General features: G+C 70.2%; 17 protein-coding genes and 1 pseudogene. 10 read left to right on the plus strand and 8 right to left on the minus strand.

Annotated elements, in window-relative coordinates:
* Positions 1–194 precede the first annotated feature (194 nt).
* The gene (locus ACWCO8_RS12035) at positions 195–2,255 is read left to right on the plus strand and encodes a VWA domain-containing protein (RefSeq protein ID WP_451032149.1); all 2,061 of its coding nucleotides are present in this window, start codon (positions 195–197) and stop codon (positions 2,253–2,255) included.
* Here ACWCO8_RS12035 and ACWCO8_RS12040 read toward each other — a convergent pair.
* Positions 2,222–3,394 carry a sensor histidine kinase gene (locus tag ACWCO8_RS12040; protein WP_451032150.1) on the minus strand — a complete coding sequence of 391 codons (1,173 nt, stop codon included), beginning with the start codon at positions 3,392–3,394 and terminating at the stop codon, positions 2,222–2,224. The genes ACWCO8_RS12035 and ACWCO8_RS12040 overlap by 34 nt on opposite strands.
* Positions 3,391–4,044 (minus strand): response regulator transcription factor, encoded by a 654-nt coding sequence (locus ACWCO8_RS12045; protein ID WP_451032151.1) that lies wholly within the window; start codon positions 4,042–4,044, stop codon positions 3,391–3,393. Before ACWCO8_RS12045 ends, ACWCO8_RS12040 begins: the two co-directional genes overlap by 4 nt.
* 136 nt (positions 4,045–4,180) lie before the next feature.
* Between ACWCO8_RS12045 and metG the strand changes: the two genes are divergently transcribed.
* The 5 genes from metG (at position 4,181) to ACWCO8_RS12070 (ending at position 12,064) form a co-directional block, all read left to right on the plus strand.
* Positions 4,181–5,788 carry a methionine--tRNA ligase gene (gene metG / locus ACWCO8_RS12050; protein WP_451032152.1) on the plus strand — a complete coding sequence of 536 codons (1,608 nt, stop codon included), beginning with the start codon at positions 4,181–4,183 and terminating at the stop codon, positions 5,786–5,788.
* Between the two features lie 99 nt (positions 5,789–5,887).
* On the plus strand, positions 5,888–6,385 hold the full coding sequence (locus ACWCO8_RS12055; protein ID WP_451032396.1) for an SseB family protein: 498 nt from the start codon (positions 5,888–5,890) through the stop codon (positions 6,383–6,385).
* Positions 6,366–7,013 carry a hypothetical protein gene (locus ACWCO8_RS12060; RefSeq protein ID WP_451032153.1) on the plus strand — a complete coding sequence of 216 codons (648 nt, stop codon included), beginning with the start codon at positions 6,366–6,368 and terminating at the stop codon, positions 7,011–7,013. The genes ACWCO8_RS12055 and ACWCO8_RS12060 overlap by 20 nt, the downstream gene beginning before the upstream one ends.
* The gene (locus tag ACWCO8_RS12065) at positions 7,013–11,614 is read left to right on the plus strand and encodes a putative T7SS-secreted protein (RefSeq protein ID WP_451032154.1); all 4,602 of its coding nucleotides are present in this window, start codon (positions 7,013–7,015) and stop codon (positions 11,612–11,614) included. Before ACWCO8_RS12060 ends, ACWCO8_RS12065 begins: the two co-directional genes overlap by 1 nt.
* Before the next feature lie 15 nt (positions 11,615–11,629).
* Positions 11,630–12,064 (plus strand): hypothetical protein, encoded by a 435-nt coding sequence (locus tag ACWCO8_RS12070; RefSeq protein ID WP_451032155.1) that lies wholly within the window; start codon positions 11,630–11,632, stop codon positions 12,062–12,064.
* 186 nt (positions 12,065–12,250) lie between these two features.
* Here ACWCO8_RS12070 and ACWCO8_RS12075 read toward each other — a convergent pair whose 3' ends face one another.
* The gene (locus tag ACWCO8_RS12075) at positions 12,251–12,460 is read right to left on the minus strand and encodes a DUF397 domain-containing protein (protein WP_451032156.1); all 210 of its coding nucleotides are present in this window, start codon (positions 12,458–12,460) and stop codon (positions 12,251–12,253) included.
* Positions 12,461–12,476: 16 nt separating this feature from the next.
* On the opposite strand from ACWCO8_RS12075, the pseudogene ACWCO8_RS12080 reads away from it, so the two are divergent.
* Positions 12,477–12,647 (plus strand): annotated as a pseudogene (locus ACWCO8_RS12080) (ATP-binding protein); the annotation flags it as partial.
* A 57-nt stretch (positions 12,648–12,704) separates the two neighbouring features.
* Here the strand turns inward: ACWCO8_RS12080 and ACWCO8_RS12085 are convergent.
* The gene (locus tag ACWCO8_RS12085) at positions 12,705–13,271 is read right to left on the minus strand and encodes a Uma2 family endonuclease (protein WP_451032157.1); all 567 of its coding nucleotides are present in this window, start codon (positions 13,269–13,271) and stop codon (positions 12,705–12,707) included.
* Positions 13,272–13,718: 447 nt separating this feature from the next.
* Here ACWCO8_RS12085 and ACWCO8_RS12090 point away from each other — a divergent pair, with 447 nt between their 5' ends.
* Entirely contained in the window at positions 13,719–14,558 is an 840-nt protein-coding gene (locus ACWCO8_RS12090; protein WP_451032158.1) for a helix-turn-helix domain-containing protein, read from the plus strand.
* Here the strand turns inward: ACWCO8_RS12090 and ACWCO8_RS12095 are convergent.
* Both ACWCO8_RS12095 and aspS read right to left on the minus strand, forming a co-directional pair.
* Positions 14,548–15,345: a hypothetical protein gene (locus ACWCO8_RS12095; protein ID WP_451032159.1), complete on the minus strand. Its 798-nt coding sequence runs from the start codon at positions 15,343–15,345 to the stop codon at positions 14,548–14,550. The two genes, ACWCO8_RS12090 and ACWCO8_RS12095, sit on opposite strands and share 11 nt — an antisense overlap.
* Positions 15,346–15,489: 144 nt before the next feature.
* Complete coding sequence (gene aspS / locus ACWCO8_RS12100; RefSeq protein WP_451032160.1) at positions 15,490–17,319, minus strand: aspartate--tRNA ligase; 1,830 nt, start codon at positions 17,317–17,319, stop codon at positions 15,490–15,492.
* Positions 17,320–17,491: 172 nt separating this feature from the next.
* Between aspS and ACWCO8_RS12105 the strand changes: the two genes are divergently transcribed.
* Both ACWCO8_RS12105 and ACWCO8_RS12110 read left to right on the plus strand, forming a co-directional pair.
* Positions 17,492–19,573 (plus strand): SpoIIE family protein phosphatase, encoded by a 2,082-nt coding sequence (locus ACWCO8_RS12105; RefSeq protein ID WP_451032161.1) that lies wholly within the window; start codon positions 17,492–17,494, stop codon positions 19,571–19,573.
* Positions 19,574–19,664: 91 nt separating this feature from the next.
* Positions 19,665–20,483: an MBL fold metallo-hydrolase gene (locus ACWCO8_RS12110; protein ID WP_451032162.1), complete on the plus strand. Its 819-nt coding sequence runs from the start codon at positions 19,665–19,667 to the stop codon at positions 20,481–20,483.
* Positions 20,484–20,492: 9 nt separating this feature from the next.
* Here the strand turns inward: ACWCO8_RS12110 and ACWCO8_RS12115 are convergent, their stop codons facing one another.
* Together ACWCO8_RS12115 and ACWCO8_RS12120 are read right to left on the minus strand one after the other, a co-directional pair.
* Positions 20,493–21,551, minus strand: a complete 1,059-nt coding sequence (locus ACWCO8_RS12115; protein ID WP_451032163.1) for an AI-2E family transporter — start codon at positions 21,549–21,551, stop codon at positions 20,493–20,495.
* A 175-nt stretch (positions 21,552–21,726) separates the two neighbouring features.
* Positions 21,727–22,689, minus strand: a complete 963-nt coding sequence (locus ACWCO8_RS12120) for a pirin family protein (protein WP_451032164.1) — start codon at positions 22,687–22,689, stop codon at positions 21,727–21,729.
* Positions 22,690–22,771 lie beyond the last annotated feature (82 nt).

Raw genomic sequence — 22,771 nt, forward strand, 5'->3', positions numbered from 1 at the left:
CCTGGCCAGGGATGATTCCTCCCAGTACGGACATTCACCGCACTCAACTCATGCGAAAGGCCTCGCCCATGGGCATTCGGAGCTTGCTGCGCAAGGTGTTCGGACGCGATCGTGCGGAACAGCACGCTGATTCCCCGGCAACCTCCGTCCCGCCCCAGGCCGGCGCGGACCAGTCCCGTCCGGCACCGGAGCCGGTGACGGCGGGGTCTGCGGGGACGGCGGAGTCGGCAGGAGCAGCGGGGGCGACGGTCGCTTCGGAAGCGGCTCCGTCGGCGACGGCCGGTTCGGCGGCGGCTCCGGCGGCCGGTTCGGCGACGACCGGTTCGGCGACGGCTCCGAAGAAGGACGCGGCCCAGCGCGCGGCGGACGACCTGGTGGCAGCCGCCTTCGACAACCCGAAGGTCCCGGCGGCGCGGACGGCGAGCTCGTCGTCGCGGGGGGCGACGGGGTCGGTGACGGAGGCCGCGGCGGAGGAGCCGGCTGCGGTTGCGGAGGCGGAGACCGCGGTGGCGGCGGAGCCGGCCGCGGACGAGGCCGTTGCGGAGCAGGCCGAGGCGGCTGAGGTGACCGAGGCCGTCACCGCGCCGTCGGAGACGGCCGCGGTGGAGACGGAGACGCCCGCCGCCGAGGCGAAGGCCAAGGCCAAGGCGGAGCCGGAGGCTCCGGCCGAGGTCGAGGAAGCCACCGCCCAGGCGGAGGAGACCCCGTCGGCCGAGCGGGTCGCGGCGGAGCCGGAGACCAAGACGACGGACAAGCCCGAAGCCGAAGCCGAGGCCAAGGCAGAGGAAGCCCCGTCAGCCGAGCCGGTCTCGGCGAAGCCGGAGACCGAGCCGGAGCCGGAGGCTGAGGCCAAGGCCGAGGCCGAGGAGACCGCCGCCCAGGCGGAGGCAACCCCGTCGGCCGAGACGGTCTCGGCAGAGCCGGAGACCGAGGCGGCCGTCGCCCCGGCGGCGGCTGAGCCGGTCGACGCGGCGGCGCAGGCCGCTGCGGAAGAGCAGGCTGCGGCCACCGAGGCTGACGCCAAGGCGGGCGAGCCCGAGACCGAGGCAACCCCGGAAGCCGCCGCCCCGGCGGAGCCGCAGAACGATGAGCCCGCCACCGACGTGGCGGAGGAGCACAAGGCAGCCGAGGCAGAGCCGAAGGCGATCGTCGCCGAGGAGCCCCCGGCCGCCGAGGCGGAGCCGAAGACGGCCGCCGCCGACGAGCCCAAGGCCGCCGACGCCAAGCCGGAAACCGCCACCGCCGAAGAGCCCAAGGCAGTCCAGGCGAAGCCGAAGACGGCCGCCGCCAAGAAGCCCAAGGCAGCTGCGGCGGAGCCGAAGGCGGTCGTCGCCGACGAGCCCACGGCCGCCGCCACCGAGCAGCCCGAGGCGGCCACGGCGAAGCCGAAGGCCACCAGGAAGCCCAAGGCCTCATCGACGGAGCCCGCGCCTGTCGCGGTGGAGCCGGAAGCCACCGCCCCTGCGGAGCCCGAGGCAGTCGCGGCGCAGCCGGAAGCGGTCGTCGCCGAGCAGCCCGAGCCCGCCCCGGCGCAGCCGGAGGCGGCCGTCACGGACGCGGAGCCCGCCGAGCCCGAGCCCACCCCGGCCCCCGCCACCACCACCTCCACCCCCGCCTCCCCCCTCGCAGCCGACGCGCCCCAGCTGGTCGACGCGTACGCCGCTGCCGAGGTGGCGCTTCAGGAGCGTGGGCTGGTCAAGGCCAAGGCGGCCGTGTATCTCGTGGTCGACCGGTCCGGGTCGATGCGGGGGTACTTCAAGGACGGGTCCGTGCAGCGGCTCGCGGAGCAGACCGTGGCGCTCGCCGCGCACCTCACCGAGGACGCGACCGTGACCGCCGTCTTCTTCTCGACCGACATCGACGGCACCGCCGAACTCCGCCCGGCCGGCATCGAGGGCCGCATCGACGAGATCAACGCGGGCCTCGGCCGCCTCGGCCGTACGAACTACCACCGCGCCGTCGAAGAGGTCCTCGCCCACCACGAGAAGGTCGACCCCACCCGCCCCGCCCTCGTCGTCTTCCAGACGGACGGCGCCCCGGAGTCCAAGACGGCCGCCACCCAGGCGCTCGCCGAGGCCGCCGAGCGCCCGATCCACTGGCAGTTCGTCGCGTGGGGCGAGGAGGACAACAAGGCGTTCGACTACCTCCGTAAGCTCACCGCCCCCCGTACCGGCCACTTCCTCGCCGGCACGACCCCCTCCGAGACCGCCCACGCCGACTTCTACCGCGGGCTGCTCTCCACCTGGGAGGCCTGACCCAAGCCGACGGCGGGCCTGGTGGTGACGCAGACGGGCAACGTCACCGTCACCACCAGGCCCCCGCCCTCCCCCGCCCCCCGCGCGACCGCGTCCACGGTCCCCCCGTGCGCCACCGCGATGGAGCGGACGATCGACAGGCCGAGCCCCGCGCCCGGCCCCATCCGGTCGCGCCCCTCGCCCCGCCGGAACGGCTCGAAGAGCCCGGGCACATCGCCCGCCGCGACCACCGGCCCCGTATTGGCGACGGTCAGCACGCCACCGTCCACACGCACGTCCACCGACCCGCCCGGGACGTTGTAGGCGACGGCGTTCGCGACGAGGTTCCGTACGAGCTGCCCGAGCAGCACGCGGCTCCCGAGCACGACACCCCCGCCCTCGCCATCACCCCCGCCCCCGCCACCAAGGTCGCCGCCGTACTCCACCCCGTACGTCTCGCACTCCTCCGCGACCACACCCCCCAGCTCGACGCGCTCCCGCCCCTCGAGCCCCCGCTCGCTCCTCGCGAGGACCAGCAAGCCCTCGATGAGGCGCTCGCTGCGCCGGTTGCTGTCGAGGAGCACCTGCTTGACGTCGTTCGCGTCGTCCAGGCCGATCTGGATCGCGGCGCGCTGCGTGGCGAGCGGGGTCCGCAGCTCGTGCGAGGCGTTCGCGATGAACCGCCGCTGGCTGTCGAAGGCCGCCTCGAGGCGGCCGAGCAGCGCGTCGATCGTGTCGCCGAGCTCCTTCAGCTCGTCGTCGGGCCCGCTCGCGGCGATCCGCTCGTGCAGGTTCCGCTCCGAGAGCCGCCGCGCACGCGCGGTCATCTCGTGGACGGGCCGCAGCACGCGCCCCGCCGTCCACCACCCGACCGCGACGGCGCAGAACGCCATGACGACGAGGGCCAGGCAGGACCACATGAGCATCTGCTCGCCGGCGGCCCGGCTGACGTCGTCGCTCAGCCGGTACGCGGTGACGGTCTCGAACGGCGCCACCACCCGTACCCGCGCCGCGATCGCGTCCGCCTCACCCTCCGTACCGGCGCGGGAGAGCAGGTTCACGACGGTGAGCAGGCACCCTCCCAGCACGACGAAGACAGCGCCGTACACGAGCGCGATCCGCGTCCGGATGGTGGACCCGGCTTCCAGGACACCCGTCACAGCGCGTACCCCACTCCCTGCACCGTCCGGATCAGCGCCGGCTCACCGAGCTTCGACCGCAGCTTGCTCATGCAGACCCGTACCGCGCCCGTGAACGGGTCGGTGTGGGCGTCCCATGCCCGCTCCAGGAGCTCCTCGGCGGAGACGGTCGCCCCGTCCGCCTCCAGCAGGATCTGGAGTACGGAGAACTCCTTCGGGGACAGATCAAGGACGCGCCCCTCCCGGGTCACGTCACGCCGTACGGTGTCCATCTCCACGCCCGCCCGTTCGAGCCGCGGCGGTACGGGCCGGGCGCTGCGCCGCCGCAGGGCGCGCACCCGGGACACGAGCTCGGGGAACTCGAAGGGCTTTCCGAGGTAGTCGTCGGCGCCGAGATCGAGCCCTTCGACCCGGTCCTCGGTGGAAGCGGAAGCGGTGAGCATCAGGATCCGGGTCCGGGCGGAGCGGGCGACGAGCGCGCGGGCGACGTCGTCGCCGTGGACGCGGGGCAGGTCGCGGTCGAGGACGACGACGTCGTAGTCGTGCAGGCCCAGGTAGGCGAGGGCGGCGTCGCCGCTGTAGACGGTGTCGACGGCGAAGCCGGCCCGTCGCAGACCGGTCGCGAGGAGCTCCGCGAGGACCTCCTCGTCCTCGGCGACAAGTACGCGCATGATCTCTTCCTCGCTGCTGACGGCCACGGCTCTTTCTACGCCGACCAACGTTTCGCGAACGTCTCCGCGCTCCCACCACCCCTGCCGGTCGTTATCGATGTGAGTGGATCTTGAACCGCCCGTTAGGATTTCGACCATGGCGGCCACTGGATCCGAGAAGCAGGGGGCGAAGGCGTTCTACGTCTCGACCCCCATCTACTACGTCAACGACGCTCCTCACCTGGGCCACGCCTACACGACCGTCGCAGGCGACGTGCTCACGCGCTGGCACCGTCAGCGCGGCGAGAAGGTGTGGTACCTCACCGGCACGGACGAGCACGGTCAGAAGATCATGCGCACGGCCGAGGCGAACAACGTCACGCCCCAGGCCTGGTGCGACAAGCTCGTCGAGGAGGCCTGGAAGCCCCTCTGGGAGCACCTGAACATCGCGAACGACGACTTCATCCGTACGACGGAGAAGCGGCACACGGATCGCGTCCAGGAGTTCGTGCAGGACCTGTACGACAAGGACGAGATCTACAAGGGCGGGTACGAAGGCCCGTACTGCGTGGGCTGTGAGGAGTACAAGCTCCCGGGCGATCTCATCGAGGCCGAGGACGGCACGAAGCTGTGCCCGATCCACAAGAAGCCGGTGGAGATCCTCAAGGAGGAGAACTACTTCTTCAAGCTGAGCGAGTACGGCCCGAAGCTGCTGGAGTTCTACGAGTCGAACCCTGACTTCATCCAGCCCGAGTCGGCGCGCAACGAGGTCGTGAACTTCGTCAAGCAGGGCCTGCAGGACCTGTCGATCTCGCGCTCGACCTTCGACTGGGGCGTCCCGGTGCCGTGGGACGAGAAGCACGTGATCTACGTGTGGATCGACGCGCTCCTGAACTACGCGACGGCGGTCGGCTACAACGAGAACCCGGAGAAGTTCGCGGACACCTTCCCGGCCAACGTGCACCTGGTCGGCAAGGACATCCTGCGCTTCCACGCGGTGATCTGGCCGGCGATGCTGATGGCGCAGGGCCTGCCGGTGCCGGGCAAGGTGGCCGCGAACGGCTGGCTGATGGTCGGCGGCGAGAAGATGTCGAAGTCGAACCTGACCGGCATCAAGCCGCAGGACCTGACCTCGCACTTCGGCGTGGACGCGTACCGCTGGTACTTCCTGCGCGCGATCGCCTTCGGCAGCGACGGCTCGTTCTCGTGGGAGGACTTCACCGCCCGCTACACGAGCGAGCTCGCGAACGACTACGGCAACCTCGCGTCCCGTGTCGCGGCGATGGTCGGCAAGTACTTCGACGGCGCACTGCCGGCCGCGACGGCCGACGGTGACGCGGAGAAGGCGATCCACGAGGGCCTGGCGAAGGCCGTCGCGACGGCCGACCAGAAGATCGGCGAGGAGCTGGACTTCCAGGGCGGCATCCTGGCGATCTTCGACTTCGTGAAGCAGGTCAACGGCTACATCACGGAGCAGGAGCCGTGGAAGGTCGCCAAGGACGAGTCCGAGGCGGGCCGCGCCCGCCTGGCGACGATCCTCTACACGGCGGCCGAGTCCCTCCGCGGCGTCGCGGTCCTCCTGAACGCGATCATGCCGGAGACCTCCCAGAAGCTCTGGGAGTCCCTCGGCGCCGAGGCCTCCCTGGGCACCCTGCCCTCCCAGCCGGTCCAGTCGGCCGGCGAATGGGGCAAGCTCCCGGCAGGCACGACGGTCACGAAGGGCGCGATCCTCTTCCCGCGCCTGGAGGACCCGAAGAAGGACTGACGTCCTTCGGCAGTACGTAGAGGCCCGGAACCGGACAGGTTCCGGGCCTCGCCGTTTTGCTCGTTGCTCATGGAAATGATCACGTGGCAGCATGCGTGGGTGACTGACAACGGGGACGGCATAGCGAAGCCTCAACGGGCGTCGAGACTGAACGAATTGTCGGATACACCGGGCCCAGTCCGTCCGGAACGGGGACAAGTCGACGATTCCACGTCGGTGGCGGCGCGCCGCGAATTCGCGCGGTTGCTCGGCGAATTCCGGCGTACGGCGGTCCTGGTGCCGTTCGACGAGCACGGGAGTCTGTGGACGGCGGACTTCAACGGGGTGCGGTGGATCTGCGCGTTCTCGGACGAGGAGGCGCTGGCCCGGTTCGCGGTCGCGCGGGGCGAGGCGGCGCGGGAGTGGACGTACCGGACGATCCTCGGAGCGCGGCTGTTGGATGTGATGGTGCCGATGCTGCCGGGTCCGGGCGGGGTGGCCCTGGACGCGGGGAGTGCGGACGGGATGGTGTTTCCGCCGGTGGCGGGGGTCGTCCCGGACGAGGTGGCGGTGGATCTCGGGGGAACGGGGACGCAGGATGAGCGGGAACGAGCCTGAGCTCGCGGCGCCGGCGGGGGCGCTGGCGGACATCGCGAAGGGCATCAACCTGGCGCATGCCGAGCTGAAGGAGCTCGGCATGATCGGCGAGGCGTCGGCGGGCCGTGGCTTCTCGGATCTGGCTCTGTCGGGCCTTGAGCTGGGGCATGGGGGCCTGACGGCGGAGTTCGAGACGTTCTGCGACCGGTGGGAGTGGGGCGTCCGGGCGCTGACCTTGCGGGGAAACGGTTTTGCGCAGGGGGTCGGTCTCTCGGCGGGCTCGTTCGCGGAGCAGGAGCAGTACGTCAAGGACTCGTTCAAGATCGCGGTGAACTCCCTCAACGGGAACCCGCATCTGTCGGAGGACGAGGTCAAGCAGATGCGCTGGGACACCATCCGCGACCAGCACACCTGGGACAACGCGGACTGGAGCCCTGAATCGTTCACCGAGGCTCACCAGGAGGTGAAGCAGACCTGGAAGAACACCGCGTACGACGTCGAGGACTCGTTGCTGGACTCGATGGAGCGGTCGGGTGTCGTGGACCCGCAGCTGCGTGAGGCGATGGACGAGGAGCTCAAGGAGAGCCTCGATCCCGACCGGGCGACCATCGAGCAGGCCGAGCAGCCTCGGTGGGGGGAGAGCCGCTGATGGTGGACTGGCGGGCGATCGGCGACGGCCTCGTCGACGGGCTCGACAAGAGCATCGACAAGGGCAAGGAAATCGTCGGCAAGGGCGTCGACCACGCGACCGACAAGATCGGTGACGGCCTGGACAAGGTCGGCGCTCACGACTGGGCGGACGCGGTCGAGGACTGGGGCGACGAGACGGCGTCGTCGCTCGGTGCGCAGGTCGGGGAGCAGCAGCTCGGGCAGTCCGAGGAAGCGGACGAGCTGATCCACGGCAAGCCCGAGCGGATCGCGGCGACGGTGACGAACCTGCGGGACTTCAAGCGCGCCTTCGACCTGGTCGCGGGCGGGATGAAGAAGCTGGACGCCGCCCATTGGAAGGGCGAGGCGGCCAACGCCTTCCGGGAGAAGTTCCAGACCCTGCCCACCGACTGGCTGCACGCGGCGGACGCGATGGAGGACGCGGCCAAGGCCCTGGAGACGTACGCCAAGGCGATCGTGAGCGCGCAGGGCAAGGCGCGTGAGGCGATCGCGCTGTACAAGGAGGGCGACGGCGACTCCAAGACGGCGGCCGGCACGTACAACAAGAAGGTCGACGCCTACAACGCCGCCCGCACGGGGGACAGTCCGCTGCCCCACCCGGGGACGTTCTCCGACCCGGGCAAGGCCAAGCGGCAGCGGGCGCGGGAGATCCTGAACGACGCCCGGACCGCGCGGAACGAGGCGGGTGAGTCGGCGAAGACGGCGGTGCGCGCGGCACTGGCGCATGCGCCGAAGGAGCCGACGGGCGTCGAGAAGGCCAAGCTCGAATTCATGGACCACGCCCTGGGCCAGGGCATCGAGCTGGCCCATTTCGGCGGCGGCGTCGTCAAGGGCACGGCGGGGCTGGTCAACTTCGTACGGTCGGTGAACCCGACGGACCCGTACAACCTGACCCACCCGGCGGAGTACTACAAGCGCGTCAACATGACGCTCGCCGGCCTGGTGTCCACGGTGGCGAACCCGGACAGGGCGCTGAAGAACGCCTGGGACGCGGCGAAGGGCGACCCGAGCGAGTTCCTCGGCCGGCTGCTGCCCGAGATCCTCGGGACCAAGGGCGGCGGGGTCATCAAGGGCGGCCTCCGCGCCGGCCTGAACGGCACCAAGCACCTGCCGGAAGCCCCCGAGAAGCCGGGCTCCAGCCGGGCGGACCAGGAGAAGGACCCGCCCACCAGCTGCAAGACGACCGGCCAGAAGGACTGCGAGAGGGACCCGGTCGACATCGCGTCGGGCCACATGCTGCTGCCCCAGACCGACATCACCCTGCCGGGCTCGCTCCCCCTTCTCTTCCGCCGCACCTTCGACTCCTCACGCCGCTCGGGCCGCTGGTTCGGCCCGACCTGGTCGTCGACGGTGGATCAACGCCTGGAGATCGACTCCGAGGGCGTGATCTTCAGCTGCGACGAGGGCAGCCTGCTGTCCTACCCCCACCCGGCCCCGGGTGTCCCGGTCCTGCCCACCCGCGGCCGGCAGTGGCCGCTGGACCGGGTCGAGGACGGTTACACGATCACCGATCCCGGCACGGGCAAGGTCCGGCACTTCACCGACCACAGCGACGAACTCGCGCTGCTGGCCCAGATCGACGACCGCAACGGCCGCTGGATCACCTTCGAACACGACGAGACGGGCGCCCCGACCTCGATCGTCCACCACGGCGGCTACCACCTGAAGCTCACCACGAGCGAAGGCCGCGTAACGGCCCTGCACCTGGCGGGAGCGGCGGCGGACGGATCCGACCAGGAGATCCTGCGCTACGGCTACACCGACGGCCACCTGACCGAGGTCGTGAACTCCTCGGGCCGCCCCCTGCGCTTCGGCTGCGACGAACACGGCCGCATCACCTCGTGGACGGACACCAACGGGAGCCGCTTCGAGTACGTCTACGACGACCAGGACCGCTGCACCTACCAGTCGGGCACCAACGGCCACCTCGAAACCACCTTCACCTGGGACGACATCGACCCGGCGACCGGTCTCCGCCTGACGACCCTCACCGACGGCGAGGGACACACCCAGCGCCATCTGATCGACGACCGCGCGCAGCGCGTCGCCGAGATCGACGCGCTGGGCGCGATCACCCGCTACGCGTACGACCACCGCAACAACCTCCTGTCCCACACGGACCCCCTGGGCAACGTCACCCGCTCCACCTACGACGAACAGGGCCGCGTGACGGTCCTGGAGCGCCCGGACGGCCGGCAGGCGCGAGCCGACTACAACGCCCTCGGCCTCCCGACCCGCATCGTCGGCACCGACGGAAACGTCACCCGCCAGACCTTCGACGAACGCGGCAACCGCACATCGATGACGGACCCGTCGGGCGCGACGACTTCCTTCGCGTACGACGAGCGGGGCGGCCTCACTGCCGTGACGGACCCACTCGGCGCCACGACAAACCTGGTCCTGGACCCCCGCGGCCTGCCCACCAAGATCACGGACCCGCTGGGGGCGACGACCCACTACGAGCACGACGCGTTCGGCCGCACGATCCGCACCACGGACGCCCTCGGCGCGGAGACGCGACTGGAGTGGACGGTCGAGGGCAGGGTGTCCCGCCGCACGGCACCCGACGGCACGGTGGAGTCGTGGACGTACGACGGCGAGGGCAACTGCCTGACGCACACGGACGCGCTGGGTGGAACAACCCACTTCTCGTACACGGACTTCGACCTCCTGACGTCCCGCACGACGCCGGACGGCGTCCGCCACGAGTTCGCCCACGACACGAACCTGCGCCTGACGCGGGTGACGAACCCGCAGGGCCTGACGTGGGAGTACGCGTACGACGGCGCGGGGCGGACGGTGGCGGAGAGCGACTTCGACAACCGGACGCTGAACTACACGTACGACACGGCGGGCCGCCTGGCGTCCCGCACGAACGGACTCGACGAGACGATCCTGTTCGAACGTGACGACCTCGGCCGGATCGTCCGCAAGGATGCGGCGGGCGCGGTCACCACATACGAGTACGACGTCTTCGACGAACTGACGACGGCGACGGGCCCCGACGCGACGCTGACCCGCCTCAGGGACAGGTACGGCCGCCTCGTCTCCGAGACGGTGAACGGCCGAACCCTCTCCTTCACGCACGACCCCCTGGGCCGGCGCACGGGCCGTACGACACCGGGCGGCTCGACGAGCACGTGGTCGTACGACGCGGCGGGCCACAGGACGGAGCTGACGACCTCAGGCAGATGGCTGACGTTCGACCGGGACGCGACGGGCCGCGAAGTGACGCGCACGGTGGCGGACTTCGTCACGCTGACGTCGTCGTTCGACGAGATGGGACGCCTGACGACGCAGGACGTGAGGTCCCGGGAATTCGACCTCCAGCACCGGTCGTACGCGTACCGCCCGGACGGCAACCTGGTCGCTGTCACGGACGCGCTCTCGGGCACGCGCCGCTTCGACGTCGACGCGGCCGGCCGCGTGACGGCGGTGCACGCGAAGGGCTGGTCGGAGCGGTACGCCTACGACGAGGCCGGCAACCAGACGGAAGCCTCCTGGCCGTCCACCCACCCGTCCCACGATTCGACGGGCAGCCGCACGTACACGGGCACCCGCCTCACCCACGCGGGCTCGGTCCGCTACGAACACGACGCGCAGGGCCGCACGGTCATGCGCCAGAAGACCCGCCTCTCCCGGAAGCCGGACACCTGGCGGTACGAGTGGGACGCGGAAGACCGTTTGACGTCGGTGACAACCCCGGACGGCACGCTCTGGCGGTACGCGTACGACCCCCTGGGCCGCCGAATATCGAAGCAATCCCCGGGGGAGACAACCCACTTCACGTGGGACGGCACAACCCTCTGCGAACAGACGACGGCGAACGTCGTTCTGACCTGGGACCACGCGGGCCTCCGCCCCCTGGCCCAGACGGAACGCCGCACGGACTCGACGGACGAGCGCTTCTTCGCCATCGTCACGGACCTGATAGGCACGCCGACGGAACTCGTCGCCGAATCCGGCGAATTGGCCTGGCACACCCGCACCACCCTCTGGGGCACCACAACCTGGAACCGAACGGCCACGGCCTACACCCCCCTCCGCTTCCCGGGCCAGTACTTCGACCCGGAATCAGGCCTCCACTACAACCACTTCCGCTACTACGACCCGGAATCGGCCCGGTTCCTGAGCCAGGACCCGTTGGGGCTTGCCCCAGCGGACAACCCGGCGACGTACGTCCACAACCCGCACAGGTGGAGCGACCCGCTCGGACTGGGGCCGTGCCCTGACGAGAAAACGGATGGCAAGAAGTCTCGCGAGATACACGAGTATTTTGATACCTACGTCGAGGCGCGCCAGCATGCGAGGGACCGGGCAGGACTCGGAGATGACCAGGTGCCATTCGTTCAAGAAATCGGACCGCACGCCGGCCGGGTCACTGGAATGCAGAGCCCTGACGGCACGCGAGGGTGGCGCATCGACTTCGACCCCGACAACGCCGAAAAGGGATTTCACATCAACTGGTGGGTTCGCATCGGGCGAAAGCGAAGCGATCAATGGCAATACGGTGCAGACACGATAAGGGGTGGCACAGAGGACGACTTCCTAGCCATCCTTGAGCACTATCCGCATACTTGAGAGGTCAGCACACCCATGCATGTAAGAGCCGCACACGTCACCGACTGGTTGGCGCGTCACGAACACTGGATCCTAGGAACCGAATTCTCGCAGGAGTTCAACGAATCCCTCATCAAGCTGCCCTGGAGGGTGAACGGCATCAGATGGACCCACCTTCCGCATCTGGAGTTCGAGATTCCGGATAGCACCCAGTCGCAAGACTTCTGGAATTCCTTCCACGCAACTCCTGCGGGAGGACACGAATTCACCTTCCTGCTGTACGGAGCACGCGAACCGGGAATCGCATGCAGAACCCGGGAAGCACTTCCCGATCTTGATCTGCTCTATTCCGGGGCACCTGGCGCCAGGTATTTCTGCGGTGCAGACTTGAGCAACGGGACACCGCTTCCACGTTATGACGACTTCGCAGAATACGATGGAAATGGACTCATCACCGCGTACACACCCTAAGTTTCGAGTCCGGAGAACTTTCTATACGTGCTCGAGCCCGGTTGCCCCAACGAGAACCACGACCTCACTGTTTGGCCTGGCTCGTACGGCCCTGCCTCGATCCGGAACAATGGACCGTCATGGTGAACGGCAGCGCAGCACTCTGACATGGGTCGGCGGCGCGCTGTAACCAGGTTCTCGACGGCGTCAGTTGCCCGTCGCGTACGCGACGAAGCCGGCCCACGCCCTCGGCGCGAGGGTGAGTTGGGGGCCGTCGACGAGCTTGGAGTCGCGGACGTGGACGGTGGCGGGGGTCGTGGCGACCTCGACGCAGGAGTCGCCTTCGCTGCCGCTGCTGTAGCTGCTCTTGAACCACGCCAGTTCGGAGGCGTCCCCGGCCGAGATGTTGCGGATCATGTCTCTCCCAGCAGTCATCGAGGTCACGGACACTCGGGGCGACGCTCTCCCGTGCCTGCGGCCGCCGGACGGCGAGTCCGGGCGCGGCCTGTTCCTCGTCGATGCCCTCGCCGATCGCTGGGGCGTGGATCTCGAGTCCGTCCCCTGTAAGACCGTATGGATCGAACTCGATCTACGTGCCCCGTGACCCGTCCCTGGGGACTCCGGTGGCGCGGTCACCGCGCCCGGGCGCGGAATCGCCGCGTCAGCCCACCCAGTCCTTGAGCGGCTCCGTGTCCAGTTCCATGCCCACCGGGTCGGGCAGCGTGACCGTCTTCCCGAAGGGCACGGTGGCCACCATCTCGTACCGCTCCCCGTCCGGCTGCGAGTGGACCTTGACCTCGCCGGTGGTGCGGTCGATCAGCAGGTACACGGGGATACCGGTCTCGGCGTAGGCGCGGGGCTTCAGGACGCGGTCACGGCGACCCGTGTCGGAGTCGCCCGACGTCACTTCGACGACCATCAGGACGCGATCGGCACTGGCCCACTCACCTTGGCCGACGAAAGCGTCCACCGGAACGAGGCAGCCGTCCGGGCGGGCGTTGCCCTTGCGGTACTTCTCGATCCTCAGGCCTTGGTCCGGGTAGAGCCACCAGTCCGCGTTGGTCTGCAGGCACAAGCGCGTCAGCCAGGCGATGATCCGCCCGCGGTCGCCGTCCGGCACAGCCTTCTCCCCGATCTTGCCCTCGATGAACTCCAGACGCAGCGATTCGTCCACACGTTCGCCGAGGCGGGCCAGTTCCTCGAAGCCCTCCTGCGTCAGAACGCTCACGGCAGACTCCTCCCAGATCGGTGGTGCCTCCCACGGTAGAGGTTCGCCGGTCGAAGCGGCCGGGTTCGTCGCAGTCGCCATGGCGGCACATTGGCATATGCCAGAGGCCCGGGCGTCGGAGATCCCGGGGCTTCACCCGTCCGTGGGACGCCATCGCGGCCAACACCCACACCCCCACCGGAGGCCCGCCGCCCGGCCTCCGGTGGCGCGGGCGATACCAAATCCAAGGCACACGAGGAGAAAGGACCGCACCAAGCCCCACCCCTCCCGCCCATGGCAGGGTGATCACTCGCTCGGGTGAAATACCCCAACTTGGCTGGCTTGTAGGCGGGTTGCCTGATCTACGCTCAGCGCGACGGATCAACCGACCGCAGACATGCGTCGGCCCCCGCCGGGACCGCGAATCCCGATGCGAGGGCCTACCAGCGAGGAAGCCAAACCTTCCTGATGGATACCCAGCACACTAGCGTGCGCCCGCACGCACAGTCCCGTAACGGCGGGAAGAACCACCCCCAGCGGCGAACCTGCGGCGGTGTCGTCCACGACAACGTCCGCCACACCACCCGCTTCACGGTGATCGGCAACCACCTCGCCCAGCACGCCGAGTTGTCGCTGCTCGCCATCGGACTGGGCGTCCACATCCAAAGCCTGCCCAGCGGCTCCGCCGTCGACATCCGGTCCCTCACCGCCCGTTTCCCGGAAGGCAAGGCCCGGATCGCCGCCGCCCTGCGCGAGCTCGAAGCCCACGGCTATCTACGCCGTACGTGCGAACGCACCAGCAGCGGCCGCATCGTCACCCGTACGGTCTCCTGCAACCAGCCGGGCCGGACCGGCGACACAGACGAGCCGAAGCGCCCCGCCCGCCGGGAGGACAAGCCACCGCGCCGCGCCCTCCCGGCCGTACCGCAGCCCGCGTACCCCGCCCCCGATCTCCTCCTGACCGCGATCGACGTCCTCGCCGGCCTCCACCGCGAGGATCCACGGCTCCGGCTCTCCGCCACGGACGCCGAGCATCTCGCGCCCGGGGTCGTCGCCTGGCTGGAGCGGCAGATGCCGCCGAGCGCCGTACGTCAGGCCCTGACCTCCGACCTCCCACCGGATCGCCTGCATCGACCCGCCGCACTCCTGGCCCACCGCCTCACCTCCCAGCTCCCACCACTGCCACCGTTCCGCGCCGCGGACCGCCCGCCACCCGTCGTCCACCCGCTCCAGAACTGCGACGTGTGCGACCGCGCCTTCCGCGCCCCCGAACCCGGCAACTGCGGCAGCTGCCCAGTCAGTCGGTGACGTCCGTGCGCAAGTGCGCCCGCGCCGTGGCGAGCAGCCGCGGGAGGGCCGAGGGCTTGGCGTCGTACTGCTGGTCGTTGACGTGGAGTTGGTAGACCTGGCCGCCCTCGCCCGCGACGAAGATCTCGGTCCTGTGGCAGGGGACGGTGCTCGCCGGCCAGTGGTAGTCCATCTCCATCCGCACCGCGGGCTTCCCGCCCTGTCGGTCCGGGTGGCGCGTGGCCTTCAGGGCTTCCATCTTCGACTCCGCCGGCTTGCGGTACCAGGCGAGTTGGCCGATGGCCGCCGACTCGGCGGTGTGCCCGTTGGTGCTGTCCCGCTTCACGCCGATCACGTAGCGGTTGTCGGGAGAGACCCAGGTGGACTGCAGCGCGGTGTCCTCGCGGAGCTTCCAGCCGTTGGGGACGGCGACCTCGACGCGGAGTGCGCTCGCCCTGACGACGTGCCAGCCTCGGGGCACCGGCGGAGGTACGGAGGACGGGGAGGGTGGGGAGGACGAGGAGGGCGAGGGTGGCGCCGTGGAGGGGGATCCGGTCGCGCTGGCCGTCGGGCTCTCGGCCGGCGGTGCGGCCTCCCCCGTCGGCTGCCCGGATCCGGCATCGCGCCCCTCACCCGCGGCGCCACCGGAGCCGATCACCCCCAACAGCCCGAACACCAGGGCCGCCAGGGCGGTCACCGCCGAGACGACAGCGGCCAGCTCGGCCGCCTTCCTGGTCCTGCTGCTTCTACGAACCCCCGCGCCCCCGGCGCCGTCCTCGTCGTCTGCGGGCGTCACCACGTCGCTCATCGCACCCCCCGGTTGCCGAACGTTGCTTCAACGGTACGACAGGGACTCACCAACTCCCTTGCGGGCGGGGCCGGTTCAACGACGCGGAATGCGAAAGGCCCGGGATCCGAAGATCCCGGGCCTTCAGGCGCACGACGTGAGTGACTACCGCGCCGCGTCCGGGTGGACCGCGTCCGTGATCGGGCGGTCGGCGGTCGGGGTCTCCACGACCTTGGACTCGACCGGCTTGCGGAGCTGGATGTTCAGCTCGCGCAGGCGGGCCTCGTCGAGCTCCGTCGGGGCGCCCATCAGGAGGTCCTGGGCGTTGCCGTTGAGCGGGAAGGCGATGGTCTCGCGGATGTTCGGCTCGTCGGCCAGGAGCATCACGATGCGGTCCACGCCCGGGGCGATGCCGCCGTGCGGCGGGGCGCCGAACTCGAAGGCGCGGAGCATGCCCGCGAACTCGTGCTCGACCGTCTCGCGGGAGTAGCCCGCGATCTCGAAGGCCTTGAACATGATCTCGGGCTCGTGGTTCCGGATCGCACCCGAGGAGAGCTCGATGCCGTTGCAGACGATGTCGTACTGCCAGCCGAGGACGTCCAGCGGGTCCTGGGTCTCCAGGGCCTCGAGGCCGCCCTGCGGCATCGAGAACGGGTTGTGCGAGAAGTCGATCTTGCCGGTCTCCTCGTCCCGCTCGTACATCGGGAAGTCCACGATCCACGCGAAGCGGAAGACGTTCTCCTCGAACTGGCCGGCGCGCTTCGCGGCCTCGACCCGGACCGGGCCCATGATCTTGGAGACCTCGTCGAACTCGCCCGCGCCGAAGAAGATCGCGTGGCCCGGCTCCAGGCCGAGGCGCTCGGTGAGGACCTTGATGTTCTCCTCGGTGAGGAACTTGGCGATCGGGCCGGTGAGAGCGTTGCCCTCGCCCACGCGCACCCACGCCAGGCCCTTCGCGCCCAGGGAGACCGCGAAGTCGCCGAGGGAGTCGAAGAACTTGCGCGGCTGGTCGCCCGTGTTCGGGACCGCGAGCGCACGCACGTGCTTGCCCGCGAAGGCCTTGAACTCCGACGCCTCGAAGACGTCCGAGATGTCGACGAGCTCCAGGGCCGTACGCAGGTCCGGCTTGTCGTTGCCGTACTTGAGCATCGACTCGCGGAACGGGATCCGCGGGAACGGGGACGTGACGTGACGCCCGCCGCCGAACTCCTCGAAGATCTCCGTCATCAGCTTCTCGATCGGCTGGAAGACGTCCTCCTGCTCGACGAAGCTCATCTCGACGTCGAGCTGGTAGAACTCGCCCGGCGAACGGTCCGCACGGGCGTCCTCGTCGCGGAAGCACGGCGCGATCTGGAAGTAGCGGTCGAAGCCGGAGATCATCAGCAGCTGCTTGAACTGCTGCGGCGCCTGGGGGAGGGCGTAGAACTTGCCCGGGTTCAGACGGGACGGCACGACGAAGTCGCGGGCGCCCTCGGGGGAGGTCGCGGCGAGGATCGGGGTCGCCATCTCGTTGAAGCCGAGGGCCACCATCTTGGAGCGGATGGAGGCGATGACGGCCGACCGCAGCATGATGTTGCGGTGCATGCGCTCGCGGCGCAGGTCGAGGAAGCGGTACTCCAGGCGCCGCTCCTCGTTCACGCCGTCGTCCGTGTTGACGGTGAACGGGATCTGCTTCGCCGCGCCCAGGACCTCGACCTCGGCGGCCTCGATCTCGACCTCCCCGGTCGGCAGCTCCGCGTTGACGTTCTCCGCGCCACGCGAGACGACCTTGCCGTCCACGCGGACGACGGTCTCCTTCGTCAGCTTGTCGAGCACCTCGGCCGCGGCCGTGCCCGGCCGGGCGACGAGCTGCGTGATGCCGTAGTGGTCGCGGATATCGATGAAGAGGATGCCGCCCAGGTCGCGCCGATTGTGCAGCCAGCCGCTCAGCCGGACGTCGGTGCCGACGTCAGAGGCGCGGAGCTCGCCGCAGGTGTGGGACCTGTACCGATGCATCGTCGTTCATCCAGTCTTCGGGATCTACGGGAATCAAGGGGTGCGCCGCCGTGACGTGACATCGCGTGGCATGGCATGGCGGCAGACCCCGCCCAGCCTACCGGGCGACCCAAGATCGCATTTCGAATACGCTCAGTGGCGACCTTCTGTCCGATATTCATAAAGTGGGGCAATGCGCACCGAGGACGTCCTGGCCGCGATCGCGACCGGCCTGTGGCGCTGGGACAACGCATCCGGGATCGTCACCCTCGACGCCGAGGCGGCCCGGCTGCTCGGGCTGCCCGCCGAACCGGTCCAGCTCACCGAAGCGGCCGTACGCTCCCGGTTTCATCCCGTCGACTGGAACGAGATCGACGGGGTCGTGAACCTCGCCGTCGCCGAAGGGACCCTCGCCGAGGCCAGGCTGCGGATCATGGACGGCCACGGACGGGTGATCCGTACCGTACGGAGCAGGTCCAAGCCGCTCATCGAGGGCGAGGACTACCAGCTCGTCGGCACCCTCCAGGAAGTCGCCGAACCGCAGCCGGGCACCGCCGCCCGCACCCCCATCACCGGCGACTGGCGCCGCTCCCGCGAGGCGTTCCTGCTCGACGCCGGCCGCGCACTCGCCGAGGCCCGGTCCACCGCCGAGGTGCTGCGGGTCGCCGCCTCCCTCTCCATGCCGGGCTTCTCACCCGACGGGCTCGCCGTCTTCGGCGTCGCCGGCGAACGGCTGACGATCATCGGCCACCACGGGCACAACGTGGGCGACGAGGGCCCCTTCACCTCGATGTCGGTCGACACCGACTACCCGGCCGCGGAGGTCGTACGGACCGGGCGGGCGATCTATCTGCCGACACCGGAGGAGTACCTGCGGCGCTTCCCGGTGACCTGGCCCCTGGCGCAACGATTCGGCAGGCAGTCCTGGGCCTACCTCCCCCTCATCGTCGCGGGCCGCACCATGGGCGCCTGGATGGCCGCCTTCAAGCACCCCGTCGCCTTCACCCCCGACGAGCGCTCCGTCCTCACCACCGTCGCCCGCATGCTCGCCCAGGCCCTCGCCCGGGCGGGCGTCGCCGAGTCCGAGCGCGAGCTGTCGCTGGGCCTCCAGCGCACGATGATGCCCGTCCTCGGCCCCGGCATCCCGGGCCTGCACGTCGCCGCCCGGTACGTGCCGACCGGCGGCGGGCTCCAGGTCGGCGGCGACTGGTACGACATGATCCAGCTGCCCGGCGGCCGGATCGCGCTCGTCATCGGCGACGTCCAGGGCCACGACGTGCGCGCCGCCGGGCTGATGGGCCAGCTGCGGATCGCCCTGCGCGCGTACGCCTCCGAGGGCCACCGGCCCGACGCCGTCCTCTCCCGCGCCTCCCGGTTCCTGTACGGGATCACCAACGGGGAGACCCCCGACAGCGGCCCGCGCTTCGCGACCTGCCTGTATCTGGAGATCGACCCGGTCACGGGCATCGTCGACATCGCCCGTGCCGGGCACCCCGACCCGGCGGTCCGGATGACCGACGGAACGGTTCTCCTGCGGCCCACGGCCGGTGGGCTGCCCCTCGGCATCGACTCCGACACCGACTACCCGACGACCCGGTTCACGCTGGAGCCCGGCGAGACCCTGATGATGTGCACCGACGGGCTCCTGGAGACCGGCGGCCACGACCTCGACAGCGGCTGGGAACGCATCCGTACGCTGCTCGAAGGCCACGACGGCGAATCCCTGGAGGAGCTCGCCGACCGCCTCGTGGAGGCCGTCCACGGCCCCGGCTCGCACTACACCACCGGTCCGCTCGCCGACCGCCGCGAGGACGACATCGCGGTCCTGCTCCTCTCCCGCCAGGGCCCGACCGCCCGCCAGGCCCCGCGCCGCACGATGATGACCATCGCCCAGGCCGAGCCGGAGCGGATCGCGGCGGCCCGCCAGCACATGCGCCAGCTGCTGCACGACTGGACGGACGAGGACCAGATCGACTCGGCGGTCCTGATGGTCTCCGAGATGGTCACCAACGTCCTCATCCACACCGACGGCGACGCGCTCCTGGTCGCCGAGGTGACCTGCGACGACGCCTCCAAGCGGCGGATGCGGGTGGAGGTCTCCGACGCCAGCGACGAGCTGCCGCACAAGCGGCACCCGGGGGAGATGGCGTCCTCGGGGCGCGGCCTGGTGCTCATGGAGATGCTGGCGCACGCGTGGGGGGTGGATCCGCGGGGCGAGGGCAAGTCGATCTGGTTCGAGCTGAACGAGCCGCCCGCACCGACAGAGGGGGCCTAGCCGGCCGACGCGCGGGGGGTCGGCGTGCGCGCGAGACTGGTGTCGTACGGCCCGCCGCCGGGGGACCACAGGGGGGACCACGGAGCACCCCATGGACACCCACAAGGTCGGAAGCGACACCACCGTCCTGGCCGACAGCCTCGAAGTCCCGGGGATCGGCCACCTCCCCATCAACGCGTACGTCCTCACCGCCACGGAACCGGTCGTCGTCGACACCGGGCTCTCCCTCGCCGACCGGGACTTCGTCGAGACCCTCGGCTCGGTCGTCGACCCCGCCGACGTCCGCTGGATCTGGCTCACGCACCCCGACCGCGACCACACGGGCGGCATCTTCGACCTGCTGGAAGCCGCGCCGCGCGCCAAGGTCGTGACCACCTTCATCGGCGCCGGGATCATGACCACCGAGCGTCCGCTGCCGATGGACCGCGTGTACTTCCTCAACCCCGGCCAGTCCATGGACGTCGGCGACCGCATCCTCGACGCGTTCCGCCCGCCGCTCTTCGACAACCCGGCGACCGTCGGCTTCTACGACGAGAAGACCCGCATCTGCTTCAGTTCCGACTGCTTCGGCGGGCCGATGCCGACCGCCGAGCTCGCCGAGAGCGGCCACGCGAACGACCTCAAGCCGGAGGAGCTCCGCCAGGCGCAGCTGCTCTGGGCGACCCTGGACAGCCCATGGGTGCACGCCGTGGACCCGGCGAAGTACCGGGCGACGATGGAGCCGCTGCGCGACATGAACCCGGAGATCATGCTCTCCACGCACCTGCCGCCGGCCGTACGGATGACGGACCTGATGGTCGAGACGATCACGATGGCGCCGGACGCCGACCCGTTCGTGGGCCCGGACCAGGCGGCTCTGGAGCAGATGCTCGCGTCCTTCGAGCGGGGCGGAATGCCGGCGGCGACGTAACGGCTCCCGTCACCCTTCCTGCGGCTCGTACCGGCCCCGCAGCTCGCCGATCACCCCGAAGGCGGCCGCCGTGACGGGTACGGCGAGCAGCATGCCCAGGATCCCGGCGACGGACGCCCCCGCGGTGATCGCGAGCATGACGACGGCCGGGTGCATCTGGACGGTACGGCTCTGGATCGCGGGCTGGAGGACGTTGCCCTCGATGACCTGGACGGCGAGGACCACGCCCAGGACCCAGAGCGCGATGACGAAGCCCCGGTCGGCGAGGGCCACGAGGACGGCGATGGCCCCGGAGAGGAAGGCGCCGAGGTACGGGATGTACGCGGTCACGAAGACGAGCGCGCCCAGGCCCACGGCCCCGGGGACCCGCAGGATCAGCAGCCCGATGGTGATGAGGACGGCGTCGACAAGGGCGACGAGGGTCGTCCCGCGCATGAAGCCCTCGACGGCCTCGAAGGCGCGGCGCCCCATGGCCTCCAGCATGTCGCCGGTCGAGCCCGGGGCGAACGAGCGCAGGGCGCCGGCGGCCTTGTGCGAGTCACGGAGGAAGAAGAAGATCAGCAGCAGGGCGAGCACGGCCATCGCGGCGACCTGGCCGACGATGCTGATCCCGGAGATCACCCCGGACGCGGCGGTCCCGCCGAACTTCTGCAGCAGCGACTTCGCGTTCTTCGCGAGGTCGTCGATCGAGGTCCCGGCCGCGCCCAGGTGGTCGGCGATGTCGAGGGCCGCCTGCCGCAGCGAGGCGATGATCTGGTCGCCGGTCTCGATGAGCGCGGCGACCACGATGTACGTCGCGCCGCCCACGAAGGCGAGGACGGCGAGGACCGTGAGCCCGGCGGCGAGCGACTGCTGCACCTTCATCCGCAGCAGGCGCCGGTAGAGCGGCCCGAGCAGCGCGGTACCGAGGATCGCGAGCAGGACGGGTGTGACGGCCGTCTGGAACACGATGCAGAGCCAGATCCCGACCGCGACGACCCCGGCGACCAGCAGCAGCACGGCGCACCAGGCGGCGGTCCGCCGAGCGGCTTCGGGAAGGAGCGGCCTCTGGGGGCCCTGCGTCTGCACCCGTCCACCGGACCACGCCTCTCGGCGCGTCGTCCTGCGCTACGGGCCGGACGAGTGACGCTCCGTCAGCGCGCGTACGGCGACACGGGTGCGGGCGGCGGGCGGCGGGCGGCCGTACGCGTACGGGGCCGGGCAAGCGCCCGGCCCCGTACGCGTACTCCTCCTCGTGCTACCGCTACTCGCCCATCCCGTGCACCGCCGGGATCGTGCCGAGGCGGCCCGTCTGGAAGTCCTCGAAGGCCTGGCGGAGTTCGGCCTGGGTGTTCATGACGAACGGGCCGTAGTGCGCCATCGGCTCGCGGATCGGCTGTCCGCCGAGGACGACGACCTCCAGGTCGGGCGTGTGCCCGTCCTGCTTCTCGTCCGCCCGGACCGTGAGCGCGCCACCCTTGCCGAAGACGGCGGTCTGGCCCATGTGGATGGGCCTGCGCTCCGTACCGGCGGAGCCGCGTCCGGCCAGGACGTAGACGAGTCCGTTGAAGTCCTCGCGCCACGGCAGGGTCACCTCGGCGCCCGGCCGGACGGTCGCGTGGATCATCGTGATCGGGGTGTGGGTGATGCCGGGACCGGCGTGGCCGTCGAGCTCGCCCGCGATGACGCGGAGCAGCGCGCCGCCGTCGGGGGAGGTCAGCAGCTGCACCTGGCCGCCGCGGATGTCCTGGTAGCGCGGGGCCATCATCTTGTCCGAGGCCGGCAGGTTCACCCACAGCTGGAGGCCGTGGAAGAGGCCGCCGGACACGACGAGCGCCTCCGGCGGGGCCTCGATGTGGAGCAGGCCGGAGCCGGCGGTCATCCACTGGGTGTCGCCGTTGGTGATGGTGCCGCCACCACCGTTGGAGTCCTGGTGGTCGAAGATCCCGTCGATGATGTATGTGACCGTCTCGAAGCCCCGGTGGGGGTGCCACGGGGTGCCCTTGGGCTCACCGGGGGCGTACTCCACCTCTCCCATCTGGTCCATCATGATGAACGGGTCGAGGTACTGGTAGTTGATCCCGGCGAACGCGCGGCGCACCGGGAAACCCTCGCCCTCGAAGCCGGACGGGGCCGTGGTCACGGCGAGCACGGGGCGGGAGACGGCGTCGGCGGGGGCGGCGACGCGCGGGAGCGTCAACGGGTTCTCCACAGTCACTGCAGGCATGGTCGGAACCTCCTTCTGCGTCGAGTTTAGTTGAAACTCGAACTTTCTGCCACACCCGGCAGAACAGGAAGGGCCGCCGGGG

The organism is Streptomyces sp. NPDC001927 (assembly GCF_053594455.1).

Coding starts and splice junctions, on each gene's coding strand:
- ACWCO8_RS12045 (WP_451032151.1), bottom strand. CDS start 4,044: ATGCGCGTACTTGTCGCCGAGGACGAGGAGGTCCTCGCGGAGCTCCTC.
- metG (WP_451032152.1), top strand. CDS start 4,181: ATGGCGGCCACTGGATCCGAGAAGCAGGGGGCGAAGGCGTTCTACGTC.
- ACWCO8_RS12060 (WP_451032153.1), top strand. CDS start 6,366: ATGAGCGGGAACGAGCCTGAGCTCGCGGCGCCGGCGGGGGCGCTGGCG.
- ACWCO8_RS12065 (WP_451032154.1), top strand. CDS start 7,013: ATGGTGGACTGGCGGGCGATCGGCGACGGCCTCGTCGACGGGCTCGAC.
- ACWCO8_RS12070 (WP_451032155.1), top strand. CDS start 11,630: ATGCATGTAAGAGCCGCACACGTCACCGACTGGTTGGCGCGTCACGAA.
- ACWCO8_RS12075 (WP_451032156.1), bottom strand. CDS start 12,460: ATGATCCGCAACATCTCGGCCGGGGACGCCTCCGAACTGGCGTGGTTC.
- ACWCO8_RS12090 (WP_451032158.1), top strand. CDS start 13,719: ATGGATACCCAGCACACTAGCGTGCGCCCGCACGCACAGTCCCGTAAC.
- ACWCO8_RS12095 (WP_451032159.1), bottom strand. CDS start 15,345: ATGAGCGACGTGGTGACGCCCGCAGACGACGAGGACGGCGCCGGGGGC.
- aspS (WP_451032160.1), bottom strand. CDS start 17,319: ATGCATCGGTACAGGTCCCACACCTGCGGCGAGCTCCGCGCCTCTGAC.
- ACWCO8_RS12105 (WP_451032161.1), top strand. CDS start 17,492: ATGCGCACCGAGGACGTCCTGGCCGCGATCGCGACCGGCCTGTGGCGC.
- ACWCO8_RS12110 (WP_451032162.1), top strand. CDS start 19,665: ATGGACACCCACAAGGTCGGAAGCGACACCACCGTCCTGGCCGACAGC.
- ACWCO8_RS12120 (WP_451032164.1), bottom strand. CDS start 22,689: ATGCCTGCAGTGACTGTGGAGAACCCGTTGACGCTCCCGCGCGTCGCC.